We start from the raw sequence: 12,759 nt of genomic DNA on the forward strand, positions 1-12,759 counted from the left end.
ATCACTGCGTCATCGTGTTGTGGTTCTCCTATTTAAATGGCTTTTTTGTTACTTTATTCGTGCGCTAGCTTGGGGATGGTTTAAGCCAGTGCCTACCTATTACATTCATTATTGAATGACACTTGGGGCACATCATTCGCTTTTTCATTTGAGGCTCTTTCTGTGTGGTGTTCTCAATATCCACTTTTAGTATCCACTGAACAATGCGCAATATACGCTTGGCGTTTCCATGTAAGAAACCGTAGTCGCGCGCTCGCCTAAACCCTTTGGGTAATACGTGTTGAAGCAAAAGATACAAAAAATCTTCGCCCAGTAGCGTGCGGGTTTTTCTTATCTTTGTTTTGCTATCGATGTATTGAAACGTAATGTGGGTGCCGTCGTCGGCAACGATATTGGTGTTGGCGATTACTCCGCGGTATAAGTACCGCGATAAGTATTGCAGCGCCTCTTTACCTCGTCCGACCTTAGTGCACTGAACAATCCATTTCTTAGGTGATTTATGAGGTGGTAGCCCCGCATCATTGAGTGCCTTTAAAAAGACTCCTCGGAATACCTTGGCGAGGGCTCGGCCGTTAAATAGGTATTTGCCTTTTAGCTTGCGCCATTCCTTTCGGCGGCGGTGCAGGCCACCACCAGGAATGACAATATGAACGTGAGGGTGGTAGTCGAGGCGTCGTGAGTGAGTATGCAATACTGCGCACATGCCCAGTTCTGCCTCAAAGCCTCGCTTATTTAGCCCGAATGTCTTTAGAGTCTTCGTCGCCGATTCGAGTAAAAGCCTGTATACCGTTTTACGATGGGCTTTTGATAGGGCTCTTAACTCGCTTGGCAACGTAAAGGTCGCCATGTAGTAATCTACGGGCAGCTGTTTTTGTAATTGCCGTTCAAGCCAGTCTTGAGTGCTGCCATATTGGCATTGATTACAGGCCCTATGCCCGCATGATTGCGGAATGTTTTGGCTGTAGGGGCAAGAAGAACAGGTTGTGCCTAGTTCGCCATACTGCCCTTTACGACAACCGGTTATGGCGTTCAAGGCCGACCATTGATCTTTGTTAATCTTGGATCTATAGCGAGACTCAAAACGGGTTCGATACTTTTCAGTGATAGCTTGTAGGGTGTGCGCTGGCGTACTCATGCTTGGCCCCACAAAATACGCAGCTTGTTCATGAGTGCGTTGATGCGTTTGCCCGCATTAACGTCTGTGTGATTGGATAGCTGTGTATACAAGGCTGTAGTCTTTGGGCATTCGTGCCCCATTTCATGCTGAATAGAGCGTAGGCCTACACCGGCTTCTGTCAATAGCGTACCGTAGCAGTGCCGCAAGCTATGAATGGTGATCGCTTTACTAATACCTACGTCTTTTACAATGGCCTTAAAAGACTTCTGAAGACCGCCTCGGTCCATGGCGGCTGTTGCTGTATGCCGCTCCTGAGCGTCGCGTCCACGCGGAAATAGGAACCTAGGGTGGCGGTGTGTTGCCCAGTAAGCGCGTAAGGTCTGTAGTGTTGACTGCGGCAAGGTGACGTAGCGATCTTTCTTACCTTTAGCGCATCGAACGTGAATCTTCATACGCTCACTATCAATATCGCCAACCTGAAGGTTCAGGGCTTCAGCAAGACGAAGCCCCATACTAAACGAAGTAAAGATAAAGGCCTGAAAGCGTAACTCCCGGGTACCATTCAGTAGGCGTTCGAGTTCTTTTAGCGTTAACACATCGGGAAGGGTTTTGACTTTAGGTGGCCGAACAATCTCGACCCAGTTCCACTCTTTTTTGAGTACGTACTTATAGAAGAATTGGAGGCCATTGCGATCGACTTTGACGGTAGACCATGAGTGGGTGCGAACAAGGGATTCGAAATAGGCTTCGAAGTGTTCTTGGGTAAGGGTATCAGGCGGGCAGTCGAAAAACGCTGTAATACGCCTAAGGGCGCGAGAATAAACATCGATAGTTGTATCGGCTTTGCCTTGCCGTTTCAATGCGCTAACATGCTTGCGGTACAGTGAATCGAATCGTTTTTGCTGTGTTTTGTTCATTAGATATTCCTCTCGTTAACGAGCGGGCTTGCTCGGAGAGGAATTATCTAATACATAAGGATTTTAACTTTGCCGCGTAGCGGCTTCGTTCAACAAGGCAGTCAAATTGACAGCTATTCCGTCGTTTGTTTTTTATGGCGGTCGCTACGCTGCCACTAAAAACAAGCAACTACATAGCTGCAATTTACTGCGGCGTTAGTTTTTAGCGAGTAAATAGAATATATGGAATTTAAATCGAAAACCTTTCTAATATTCCTGTGGATTCTATTGTTGGTTTTTATAGGTTTGGATGTCCTGGTATATAGTGTTGTGATTATTCCCAAGCAAATAGATTTCGGAGTATTAGAGAATATAATCTATTTCATCTGGTTCGCTGGAAAATTGGGAGTAGTTGCAATGTTAATTACTAAGCGCGGTCGTACTGATCTCGGTATATACATTACGCTATCACCTATTTTTTTGGGTGGATTGTATTGCGCAACTTTTTATCCATTTACTTCTGGTGTTGGTTTTACATCCGACTCTTTTTACAATGTTGTAATTTGTGTTGTAATAGGTATATTCGGGTTTGTAACTCACCGGTGTGTTAAGCCGGTAAGTGAAAACTAACAATACGCTCAAACACCGCTCCGGCCTTCGGCCTCCACTGGACGCCCAATGCTACGCTCGTTTGTGCATTTGCTTCGCAAATTATTGCACAAACCAACTACACATTGTGCGCCGTTTAGCTCAGCGTTATGTGAAGCTATGAGTAAACTAATTACTACCGTTATTTGCATGTTTATTTCATCTTCTTGTTTTTCGCTTAGTGTTTCTTGCCCTGTAGATGAAGAGTTCAAAAAATATGTATCTGAAGCGAAACTCGAATATAAGTGGGATGTAGATACTTGGCGGGTAAAAGTAAATGCACCGGACAAAATTGGAAAATATCGATTCGCGAAAATACAGATTAATAAAGAAGGTGAAGGAATGGCGATTCCGCTCCAAACTGAAAACGAAAAAGGCATAGTTTCAGCGAATTTTTACCTAAACGAGAATGCTATGAAGGGTATGAGTTTGTGGGTGGCTTACGGTAATCATTGCTTGCAAGGTTTTCATCTGGAGCTAAAGCCAAATGTTGAGGCGTTGTAATCACATAACAAGCCAAGCCAGCAGGACTTATTTTGCTGTCGCTTCGCTCCAAAACGCAAAATAAGCCTCTGCTTGGGGCGTTACATTCACAAACTGGGTTGTAGAAAATTTTAAATGAAAATAGCGCTTTCACTAATTCTGATTGTGGTCAGTATTTCAGCTAGAGCTAATACGCTGGAAGACTTCTATTATCAGCTCCCCATTTTTATTTGCTATGACGATGTGTATCTTGGGTGCAGAAACGGAGAAACCATTGAGGCGTGTACAAAAGGTTTGGTGCAACACCGAGAGCCTTGCGTAAAAAACAGGAACATTGATTCGATGGAGGTTTTAACCGAGGCTATGGGTTGTATGGTGTTAAAGCACTCAGACGTCGAAACTATAGAAGAATTCGAAGCTAAGTGTAATGGAGGTATGAATATCAATATTACCAAAGCGAAGGAAAAAGTCGAAAAAGCTGATCATGACTGGGTGCTCGAATTATTAAAATGAATGTAACAAAACAATCAACCGGACTTCGCTAAGCGTGGTTCGCTTTGCTCACAATACCACGCTTAGCTTCGCTCGGTTATTGTGGCGTTATAAAGCGTAATTACCGGAGAAGCGTATTAGAACTCTAATAGGAAAAGTTAATGCGATAATCGTTTATTTTGGGTGGTTATGTATAGCTGCTCTGATAGCCGGAAGCTTACTCTCATTATTCGATACGGAATATAGTGGAGAGTTAGTTGGTTTCGGTCTAATAGCCCTAATTTTATTTGCTGTTCTCCATTTGGTTCTAGCATTCTTCGTTCGTTGCCCAGAGTGCAACAAGTGTCTTACGATTCAAGGAGTCTCGAAGTCAAATAATAAGTGGTCCTGGCTATTAAGTGATTGGGGGTACGCGGTTGCTAAATGGTTCACTGGCAAAGTGAAATGTATGCACTGCGGGGCGGAGGTCAATACAAATGCATTATAACAAACATGTCCTGTTGACGTTTTGGCTTTCGTTCCGTTTTAGGGTTGCTTTGCAACTTTACCCCAAAACTCCACTACAACCAAAACGCAACAGACATGGGCGTTATATTTTAGAGCTACCCACGAAAAGTAGACACCTCATTCCCACCTAATGAGGTATTAATTATGACTAAAAAAACTAAGAACAAATACAACCATTACACCGAAGATTTTCGTAGGGAGGCCGTTCGACGCTCAGAAGGGCCTGACACCTCAGCTGCTGAAGTGGCGAGAGAGTTGGGTATTCACCCCGGTCAAATCTATAATTGGCGACGTCAATATAAGCGACTATCCGAAAAACAATTTAATGGTGTGAATGGTGTGGATTACTCAAAGCCTGAAAGCGAGACTGTACGCGAGCTGCAGCGGACAATAAGCGACCTGAAAGAAGAGAACGAATTCCTAAAAAAAGCGACGGCATACTTCAGCAAGCCAAGCTGGTGAGGTATGCCTACATGGAGTCGCTTCGTGGTCAATTCCCAATAATCAAGATGGCGGGGTGGTTAGCTGTCAGCAGATCAGGTTATTACAAATGGCGCGAACGAGAGCCTAGTTTCGAGTATGAGTATCGAGAAATGCTGCGCAAGGCTATCAGTGAGACTTTTGAGGAGTTTAAGGCACGATACGGTGCGCCTAGATTAATCTATGAGCTGCATGAAAAAGGCTTCGCTTGCTCAGTTAATCATGTTGCTAAAATTATGCAGGAAGAGGGTCTAAAGGCCCGTAACGGCAAACGCTTCAAGTATGGTCATCAAGGTTCAGGGGATAATAACTTCGCTGAAAACGTATTGGATCGCGACTTTGAGGCCACTAAGCCAAATGAAAAGTGGGTGTCGGACATTACCTATATACCGGTTAAGAACGGTCACGTTTACTTGGCGGTGATCATGGACTTGTTCTCCCGCAAGATCATTGGCTGGTCATTGGATAAAACAATGACCACGGATTTGATTTTAGATGCACTTAACATGGCCACCTCAAGTCGGGGATGCGAGCAAGGGTTGTTGCTTCACTCAGATCAGGGAGTGCAGTATCGATCCGGAGAATATGTCCTAGCGATGCACGATGCTGATATAACTCCCAGCATGAGCCGAAAGGGTAACTGTTGGGATAATGCGGCAATGGAATCCTTCTTCTCACGTCTGAAAGTAGAGGAAGTGTTTGGTCAATCGTACATAGGCTTAAATGACGCGTATTCAAGTGTGTTCGAATATATTGAATTGTTTTACAATCGCGTACGACGCCACTCTGCGAATGACTATATAAGCCCTGCAGAGTTTGAAGAAATTTATTACCAAGAGTGCGCCTAATATGGTGTCTACTTTTTGTGGGTAAGACCAATTTAGTCTCGAAGGTTCGCGCAAATGAATAAAGTTGTTCTTGTAATATTGATATTTTGTTGTGCCGCCGGTGCGAGGAGCACCGCGTCAGCAGCAGATGTTGTGGTGGGCCCTGAAATATTTGATTTAATCGCTCAAGATAAAGCAGCTGGTGAAGCTTGGTTATTTTACGCCTATGCCTTGGGGTTGTGTGAAGACCCCAATAGCCCGTCATTTGATTGTGAGGTAGGGGCAAGAAAAATTTCCTTAGAGCAATGGGTGAAGTATTCCAAAGATTCCAAGTCTGCGAAAGATGTATATTTTTCAGAGCTTTTAAAAGTGGTTGAATCTGGGTTTATTGCCGAGTATGTAAAACACTTTCTGTATCAAGAGCGCTGGGGTGAAGTTAAGGCACCTCAATACCGCGAGTATTTAGATTGGGCAAAAGATAATATTCCAATGCACCGTATTGAAACAAAGCTACACGCTAGGTATGAATAGATTAGTGTTTAATATTTACTTTAAAAACGCGATTGTTCCGTCGAACAGCAAGAAAAAAGTTACACACTACGAAAGCAAGCTACAGTGAATTTATTAAAAAGTTTCGACATATGAAAACGTCGGAGTTAATGGATTTACTGACAGTGAAGCTACGAGGGCACAATAATTATTTTGGTGCAGTCGGGAATTTCTATAGCCTGTACTCGGTATACGATCACGTAGTAAAATTGCTGTACAAATGGTTAAATCGGCGTAGCGGAAGGAAAAGTATCACGTGGGCCAATCTTAAGCGGCTTATTAAATACCGATCGCTCGCGTTTCCTCAGTGCAAACAAAGACAAACGGATAAACGGGTATGGATGTAATGATGGAAGCTATGCACTGCGAGAGCGAGTACAACCGAGGAGCCGGATGAGGGAAAACCGCACGTCCGGATCTGCATGGGGGGTTCTATGTAAATGGGGTTCCTACCATAACTAAGCAATCGGTAGAATGGAGATTAAATGAAGCTTGATGGAATAATTCCTTTATATAAAAGTATGAAGACTCAAAACATCGATCGTTATCGCTTTGACTATAAAGCAGGGAAAGCAACATTCGATGTGTTCTTTTTTATTGATAGTTCGCCATACTTATTACTGTTTGGGGTAAAAGCGGAAAATTTTAGTTTTGAGTTAGAGGTACTGAATGGCTTCGTTATAGAAACCAAAATCGATAATGATACATACAAAAGACTATGTAAGGTTCTTGGTTTGGAATTTGATCCTAACCGACCGTTTAGCACATGGAATTTCTTTAAAGAGTTTAATTCAAAAATTCCACTTACAGCTAACACCTCAAACCCAGTAAAACCTCAAGATATTGCTCCTTACCAGTCTGTCGCAGAAGAGGCTGATAAGATTTATTTTGTTGGGTGGAGAGATAATTCAAAATGGGGTACTCAAGTTCAAGATAGCAATCTTGAAAAAACAAGAAAACTTTTGGGTGAAAAGGCGTATCTCCGTTGCAAACAAAAAAATATAAGTAGTTGTTGGTCGGACAAAAAAGATTCCACAATTAAGGTTACACTACCATAGGCGTAAATTGCTTATAACAAGCACTTCAAGTCGGAACAAAAACAGTTGGCTTTGTTCCGCTACGCTCCACATTATAGCCAACTTTTTTTGTCCGCTTAAGTGGGCGTTAGGGCTCGCTAGGAAATCAAAATGATATCGCCTTTTAAACATATTGATTCGAATATGAGCTCGAAAGAATTCGAAATTGCGGTTTGTAACTGGGTGAATTTTTGTGGAAAAGACCTCAAAAATATCGAAGTCCTGCATGATCAAAAAATTTCGGCGCACGATGGTACTTACCAAATAGATGTGCTTGCTACATTCAATGCATTTGAAGATGCGGAGTTTAAAGTTCTTGTAGAATGTAAGAAACACGGACGAAAAATTGAAAGATCATATGTACAAGAATTACATGGGAAATTACAGTCCCTAGGGGCGCAAAAGGCTATATTGTGCTCAACCACTGGGTTTCAATCCGGCGCGTTAGAGTACGCAAAAGCACACAAAATAGCTTTGGTTTTAATTTCTTCGGAAGGTGCGAGGTATGAGACCCGGATGTTAACAGTAGAAGACTTACATAACCCTATTGGAGCTAGTGATGAAACTACCGCTTGGCTGGTGGAGCAAGCAGGTGAGAACAAGGCCACGGTTACTCGTCTCAATTTATTTACTGATAGCTTCAGTATGTTTATTCAAGGTCAGCCCTAACAAACAAAGTCAGCCGACGCAAAAAGCGCGCGGCTGCTTTGGGCGTTATGTGAAGCTATGAATATCGAAGTTATTGCAAAAATCGCAGGGGTATTAGGTTTCTTTATTAGTGTTAGTACCTTTGTTTTAACCAGGTTAGAGCGTAGAAAAAAGATTGAAATAGAGCTTTTTGAATCAAGTTCTTTTGATTTTACGGTTGACGACGATGTGAATGACGAATCACTTGTCAAAGTAAGGTTCACGAATATTGGGCCGCAATCGGTAATTTTGAAGCCCAAAACTCTGATTATCGAGCACAATGGCAAAGCCTATAAACTAGATAGAGAAGATTATTGGGGCATGGAAGAATTCGATGAATTGATGCCTCCAACATCAAGTCGAGAAATAGGTGTTCACTTAGGTTCTGTTTGCGAGGCTTTAGAAATTGAATCCCCGAAAAACTATGATGAAGACACCTTTAGTAAACTTTACCCTTTGAGCGTTAAAATCTGTGATCATTCCGGTAAGGTTTATAAAACAAAGAAGTTTAAGTATCACGAGGCTGTCGGAGAGTTCATCACATAACAAGTGTAGCCACCTGACACAAATTGCTACGCGCCTTTTTGTGTTTTCGCTACGCTCATTTTACACAAAAACGCACTCCACAATTTGTGCAGGTGCTACAGGCGTTAAGCTCTAATGAGTATGAACGAACTACCGAATTTACTAAATGATACATGGAGATTCTTTCGGGCCAATATATGGGGCTTATGGAAAGTTTTATTTCCCATAATAGTTCCGGTATCAATAATTAGTACAGCGTTATCAGAATACCTTCCGTCTGATGGGGTAGTTTCTTGGGTTGTGCTTGGCGTTGTTATATTTCTTTATCCAATTATCCAAGCTGCGATGATATTTTATATCTCCTCGGTATTAACTGGAGAAGCTCTACCGAGAGGTGTTTGCTACCGTCTTGGCGCTAAATATTGGGCACCTTTGTTTGGGCTTTATATCTTGGGTGCTCTAGCTATGTGCGGAGGGTTTTTTCTTCTTATAATTCCTGGATTAATCGTATTTTCACGTATAATGTTTTCTGAGTTCTACTGTTTGCTTTATGAGCAAAGCCCAGTGGAAGCGTTTGAATCTAGCTGGCATCAAACTAGAGATTATCAATGGCTGCTTTTAGTAGGGGTGCTCTTGATTGCGGTAGCCACATCGATACCAGTATGGCTATTAGAAAAGGTAGTAGAATCAACAGGCGCTATTGGATCTATCTTCGCAGTTGTTATTGGCGTTATTGAATATATGTTGGGATGTCTAATTACTATATTTGGATACAGGGTGTTTTCGTTACACCTAGAAAAGCTTAACAAACAAAGCCAGCAGGACTCGCCTGACGGCTCGCCTCTGCTTTGAGCGTTAAACACCAAGAGATAGTCATGAGAACATTTTCTGAAAAATATCTTGGCGGAAGTAAGGTTCACGAAGATAGATACAAAATAGATGTCATAGTACTAGAAAAATATATGGCGTTTTCTACTGAAATATTGAGATTGGCGTTATTGGGAATAGCTGTATATGGGTTTTTAGTATCTAACATCGTGCTGGAAATCGGGGAGAGCGGTCTGTTAGCTCTCAATGCCAATATGAGCTCGGTAGTTTTTCTTTTTTTGGGTCCAATTGCTTTTTTACTTTCTTCCTTGGCGGCTCTTGCGCACAGGTTTTACTCATCTGATTGCCTAGCGCACTATGTGCGGATACTACGCCTTAGTGAGGCTGAGGGTAATGAAAAATTGAAAACAGAGAAAGATAGCCTAGAAAAAGATGGGAAGCGTTGCAAGAACCTAATTATTGCTTTATGCATCTTTTTAGTTCTCGGTGCTTTCTTAGCTGTTTGTTCATTTGGTATTGTCCTAAACGGGGGAGTACATGTTTAACAAGGTTAGCCAACCTCGCCCGCAAGCGGGCTGGACCTCCGTTCCGGTATTTTTATGCGTTTATCGCTACGCTAACGCACAAAAACACCTACACTACGGCCGTTGCTAACGGCGTTATATTCTCTCAGAAATTAAGGAGCTACCGTGGCAAATGACGGTAAAGACTACGAGCAATTTGTAAAAAGTTTGCAGCAAGCTTTGCTTGATTCTGAAGACTTGATAAAGCAAAAGAACGTAAAAATTGAGACCAACAAGAAAATTACCGATAACTGCGGTGTGGAAAGGGAGTTTGACCTCTATTGGGAGTATGAGCTTGCAGGGGTAACGTACAAGACCGTTATCGAGTGTAAAGATTATCAGTCTAGAGTTTCGCTGGAAAAGATAGATGCCTTAATAGGCAAGATTAGGGATTTACCTGATTTAAAAGCTGTGTTCGCAACAAAGACAGGGTACCAATCAGGTGCAAAAGCTAAAGCTGAATTTAATAAAATTGATCTTTTAATTGTTCGCGGGAAGTCTGACGAAGATTGGCAAGATGAGAGCGGAAACCCATTCATCAAAGAAATCGCAATAAATATGGAATTGGTTTCTGCCGCAAGAACGATTAGCTTCTCTCCTGAAATTGATGGCAATTGGGCGAAAGAAAACACCGATCTAGATTTAAGTAAGCCGTTCAACCTAAATATGAGAAATGACCTCATAACTATCGAAGATAATGAGAAGGCTGAGAAATACACAGTTTTGCAACTAGAGGAAAGGCTTGGCGCCAATCATCGAGGCGAGTCTGGAGAGTTTGAACAAGAACGAAAATTTGATGATGCTTATATTTATTGCGATGGCCTTAAATTGAAGTTGAGGGGATATAAAATCCGCTATTCTGTATCACTGCCAATAAAAATGCCAATTAACATTGACTATTCCAAAGAACTTGTTGGCGTCATTGAATACCTACACAAAGGCACTAAAACGGCTGTGTTTTCAAATCGGATAATAAAGGATTGGCATTGAAGTACGAATATAACAAGGCCATTAAATTCGCTCCCTTTGGTCGCCGGACGCTCGCAAGCTCGCGCCGTTTATGGCGGCGTTAGGTGCAAATGAGCGATACGGCAGATCAGGAAAAGTTTAAAATTAGTAGAACTACGCGAGTTATTGTAGGCGTATTCGGGCTGATCTGTACCTTAATATTTTTACTGTGGGCATCTACGGCCACAAACGAATGGTACGTAAATTACTTGCCAGCTGCTTTTTGTTCTATTGTCGTGGGTGCTTGTTTTTTGCCCAAGAAGGCTCGTGGCTATTGCGGCGACGTTATATCGATATGTGTAATAATTTGTTCCGTTTGGTTTCTGGCTATTTCACTGCCAAACCCAAAGCCTGGAGAAAACCCATTAAAGTTCGCATTTTTGTATGGTGGTGTAGCAGTTGCGTATTTGGTTAGTCGCTATAAGCATGTACTCAGCAGTAAAGCACCTAACAAGTAAAGCCAGCATCGCCCCTGCGGGGCTGGACCTTCGTTTCGGCGCTTCGCGCCTACACTCCGGCCGCTGCTTTAGGCGTTATAAGCTCAGGTGAGCGATGAAGTATTTTATTGCAGTGGTGTTAAATCTCTTGATATTAGCCGCATCGGTCATCGGGTTAATGTCTACGTGTATGTGGGGCTGCCCAAATTCTGGCATACAGTTGATATTCAAAGTATCAACTATATGTTTGCTTATTAGCTTAGGCATGACTATCTATCTTTGGGCAACAAGTAAAAAGAAAACTAAATATTAAGTAGATGATATCGATATTTGATATCGTGCTTATAACAAACGCAGTCTGTCGGAACGCCTTTCCGTTCCTTCGTCACTACAAGGCGTCCGCAGCTGCGGGCGTTCTGTGTAATTGAGTATGGAATCATATTTAGCTGAAGTAGAAGATACGTTTATGATCTCAGGGCGCGGATTAGTGGTTGCCCCTGGGTTTCCTGAAAAGGATTATGTGTTTGAGAAGCATGAAAAATTAAGAATTGAAACCCCTGAGGGTAATACCTTCGAATGTGAGGCACTTTTTCAAATACCATTCCAAACTCCGAGGGCAAAGATATTGCTGTATCATTGTATGCTGCAAAATGTAGCCAAAGAATCAGTTCCATTAAAAAGTCAAATTTGGATACTTGGTAAGAATGAAAACGAGTTTAGAAAGTAACACAGAACAAGGCCAGTCATTTGACGCCCAAAAGCGTCGGCCAAAAAAACAGGCCGCCACTTTCGGGCGCAAATGCTGGCGGCGTTAAAGGCTGTTCGTGGTTTTAGGGTTTTCCACCAACGAGTTAGCAGTGATCGTCCGCCTCTTTCAGTCCGTGTGTTTAACCGGTAAAGTGGCTTGTAATAAAGACCGCGTCAACGTGGCACCAATGGAGGGTTTAGCGTGTTGTATCCATCTCAATCCATCCGTTCCCTGTGTTCCGTTTTGTCGTCAACTAATAATCAAGGGCAGTGCTTCGCATTTGTTTGTGCCGGGCTAAGTCCAGCACAATTAGCTAATACAGTGCTGCCCTTAACAAGTTTAGCCATGCGACGCCCAAAAGGCGGGCGCACATGCTAAAGGCGTTATGTGTCTTTTGAGCCATGAAGTATAAGAATATAAACTCAGCCATTCACAATTTCGGGCACAGTTTTGCAAGCTACGAAAATTACGTAGATGATGAGTACGTCCTATACGAATTGAAAAATATTCGTCGTAAGGGCTATGACATCCATATTAATTGGATAACGAGAGAGTTCTCGCCCGCTCAACTTGAAAGCGATAGAATCAAAAAATCTATTTCATACTGGGCAAAGGGCCTTAAGGATCAGTTTAAAAGTCTTAACGTGAACCTAGAATTCATTAAGGAGTTAGATTTTTACTGGCCTGCTAATGAGCAGCATTACATCGTGGCTCTAGATGATCGCGGTGTAAAGCACCAAAAAGAAATCACGTATGCGCAGTAGTCACATAACAAAGTTATAAACCTGACATTTTGGGCTACGCTTCGTTCTGTGCATTCGCTGCGCTCATTGTTGCACAGCACTACACTACACCCAAAATGCAGGTTATAACGGCGTTAGTAGCTGG

The 12,759-nt window shown here is 42.5% G+C and carries 16 protein-coding genes; 14 read left to right on the plus strand and 2 right to left on the minus strand.

What is annotated here, in order from left to right:
* Positions 1-64: 64 nt before the first annotated feature.
* Together H5647_RS11600 and H5647_RS11605 are read right to left on the minus strand one after the other, a co-directional pair.
* Complete coding sequence (locus H5647_RS11600) at positions 65-1,135, minus strand: IS91 family transposase (protein ID WP_052691964.1); 1,071 nt, start codon at positions 1,133-1,135, stop codon at positions 65-67.
* Positions 1,132-2,034 carry a tyrosine-type recombinase/integrase gene (locus tag H5647_RS11605; RefSeq protein ID WP_045858005.1) on the minus strand — a complete coding sequence of 301 codons (903 nt, stop codon included), beginning with the start codon at positions 2,032-2,034 and terminating at the stop codon, positions 1,132-1,134. Before H5647_RS11605 ends, H5647_RS11600 begins: the two co-directional genes overlap by 4 nt.
* A gap of 747 nt (positions 2,035-2,781) precedes the next feature.
* On the opposite strand from H5647_RS11605, the gene H5647_RS11610 reads away from it, so the two are divergent.
* The 14 genes from H5647_RS11610 (at position 2,782) to H5647_RS11675 (ending at position 12,635) form a co-directional block, all read left to right on the plus strand.
* Positions 2,782-3,165 carry a hypothetical protein gene (locus tag H5647_RS11610; RefSeq protein ID WP_082087037.1) on the plus strand — a complete coding sequence of 128 codons (384 nt, stop codon included), beginning with the start codon at positions 2,782-2,784 and terminating at the stop codon, positions 3,163-3,165.
* Between the two features lie 114 nt (positions 3,166-3,279).
* A complete protein-coding gene (locus H5647_RS11615) occupies positions 3,280-3,657 on the plus strand; it encodes a hypothetical protein (RefSeq protein ID WP_045856711.1) in 378 nt (125 codons plus the stop codon).
* 630 nt (positions 3,658-4,287) lie between these two features.
* Complete coding sequence (locus H5647_RS11620) at positions 4,288-4,605, plus strand: transposase (RefSeq protein ID WP_045856786.1); 318 nt, start codon at positions 4,288-4,290, stop codon at positions 4,603-4,605.
* Entirely contained in the window at positions 4,581-5,471 is an 891-nt protein-coding gene (locus H5647_RS11625) for an IS3 family transposase (protein ID WP_236075034.1), read from the plus strand. The genes H5647_RS11620 and H5647_RS11625 overlap by 25 nt, the downstream gene beginning before the upstream one ends.
* A gap of 54 nt (positions 5,472-5,525) precedes the next feature.
* Positions 5,526-5,981 (plus strand): hypothetical protein, encoded by a 456-nt coding sequence (locus H5647_RS11630; protein WP_045858730.1) that lies wholly within the window; start codon positions 5,526-5,528, stop codon positions 5,979-5,981.
* A gap of 32 nt (positions 5,982-6,013) precedes the next feature.
* Positions 6,014-6,346, plus strand: a complete 333-nt coding sequence (locus tag H5647_RS22425) for a group II intron maturase-specific domain-containing protein (RefSeq protein WP_408034001.1) — start codon at positions 6,014-6,016, stop codon at positions 6,344-6,346.
* Positions 6,347-6,484: 138 nt separating this feature from the next.
* Complete coding sequence (locus tag H5647_RS11640; protein WP_045858732.1) at positions 6,485-7,057, plus strand: DUF6037 family protein; 573 nt, start codon at positions 6,485-6,487, stop codon at positions 7,055-7,057.
* A gap of 129 nt (positions 7,058-7,186) precedes the next feature.
* Positions 7,187-7,744 carry a restriction endonuclease gene (locus H5647_RS11645; protein ID WP_052692038.1) on the plus strand — a complete coding sequence of 186 codons (558 nt, stop codon included), beginning with the start codon at positions 7,187-7,189 and terminating at the stop codon, positions 7,742-7,744.
* 57 nt (positions 7,745-7,801) lie between these two features.
* Complete coding sequence (locus H5647_RS11650; protein ID WP_045858733.1) at positions 7,802-8,308, plus strand: hypothetical protein; 507 nt, start codon at positions 7,802-7,804, stop codon at positions 8,306-8,308.
* Between the two features lie 114 nt (positions 8,309-8,422).
* Complete coding sequence (locus tag H5647_RS11655) at positions 8,423-9,139, plus strand: hypothetical protein (protein WP_045858735.1); 717 nt, start codon at positions 8,423-8,425, stop codon at positions 9,137-9,139.
* A gap of 23 nt (positions 9,140-9,162) precedes the next feature.
* The gene (locus H5647_RS11660; RefSeq protein WP_045858642.1) at positions 9,163-9,660 is read left to right on the plus strand and encodes a hypothetical protein; all 498 of its coding nucleotides are present in this window, start codon (positions 9,163-9,165) and stop codon (positions 9,658-9,660) included.
* A gap of 144 nt (positions 9,661-9,804) precedes the next feature.
* Positions 9,805-10,668 (plus strand): restriction endonuclease, encoded by an 864-nt coding sequence (locus H5647_RS11665; protein WP_045858737.1) that lies wholly within the window; start codon positions 9,805-9,807, stop codon positions 10,666-10,668.
* An 885-nt stretch (positions 10,669-11,553) separates the two neighbouring features.
* Positions 11,554-11,850, plus strand: coding sequence for a hypothetical protein (locus H5647_RS11670; RefSeq protein ID WP_045858741.1), 297 nt, complete (start codon positions 11,554-11,556; stop codon positions 11,848-11,850).
* A 422-nt stretch (positions 11,851-12,272) separates the two neighbouring features.
* Positions 12,273-12,635, plus strand: a complete 363-nt coding sequence (locus tag H5647_RS11675; RefSeq protein ID WP_045858743.1) for a hypothetical protein — start codon at positions 12,273-12,275, stop codon at positions 12,633-12,635.
* The last annotated feature ends 124 nt before the right edge of the window (positions 12,636-12,759 follow it).

The organism is Teredinibacter purpureus, assembly GCF_014217335.1.
GTDB lineage: Bacteria > Pseudomonadota > Gammaproteobacteria > Pseudomonadales > Cellvibrionaceae > Teredinibacter > Teredinibacter purpureus.

What these genes read in the sequence shown, in the direction of transcription:
- H5647_RS11660 (WP_045858642.1), top strand. Translation starts at nt 9,163, where the DNA reads ATGAGAACATTTTCTGAAAAATATCTTGGCGGAAGTAAGGTTCACGAA.
- H5647_RS11645 (WP_052692038.1), top strand. Translation starts at nt 7,187, where the DNA reads ATGATATCGCCTTTTAAACATATTGATTCGAATATGAGCTCGAAAGAA.
- H5647_RS11670 (WP_045858741.1), top strand. Translation starts at nt 11,554, where the DNA reads ATGGAATCATATTTAGCTGAAGTAGAAGATACGTTTATGATCTCAGGG.
- H5647_RS11655 (WP_045858735.1), top strand. Translation starts at nt 8,423, where the DNA reads ATGAGTATGAACGAACTACCGAATTTACTAAATGATACATGGAGATTC.
- H5647_RS11605 (WP_045858005.1), bottom strand. Translation starts at nt 2,034, where the DNA reads ATGAACAAAACACAGCAAAAACGATTCGATTCACTGTACCGCAAGCAT.
- H5647_RS11615 (WP_045856711.1), top strand. Translation starts at nt 3,280, where the DNA reads ATGAAAATAGCGCTTTCACTAATTCTGATTGTGGTCAGTATTTCAGCT.
- H5647_RS11610 (WP_082087037.1), top strand. Translation starts at nt 2,782, where the DNA reads ATGAGTAAACTAATTACTACCGTTATTTGCATGTTTATTTCATCTTCT.
- H5647_RS11600 (WP_052691964.1), bottom strand. Translation starts at nt 1,135, where the DNA reads ATGAGTACGCCAGCGCACACCCTACAAGCTATCACTGAAAAGTATCGA.
- H5647_RS11650 (WP_045858733.1), top strand. Translation starts at nt 7,802, where the DNA reads ATGAATATCGAAGTTATTGCAAAAATCGCAGGGGTATTAGGTTTCTTT.
- H5647_RS11675 (WP_045858743.1), top strand. Translation starts at nt 12,273, where the DNA reads ATGAAGTATAAGAATATAAACTCAGCCATTCACAATTTCGGGCACAGT.
- H5647_RS11620 (WP_045856786.1), top strand. Translation starts at nt 4,288, where the DNA reads ATGACTAAAAAAACTAAGAACAAATACAACCATTACACCGAAGATTTT.
- H5647_RS11630 (WP_045858730.1), top strand. Translation starts at nt 5,526, where the DNA reads ATGAATAAAGTTGTTCTTGTAATATTGATATTTTGTTGTGCCGCCGGT.
- H5647_RS11640 (WP_045858732.1), top strand. Translation starts at nt 6,485, where the DNA reads ATGAAGCTTGATGGAATAATTCCTTTATATAAAAGTATGAAGACTCAA.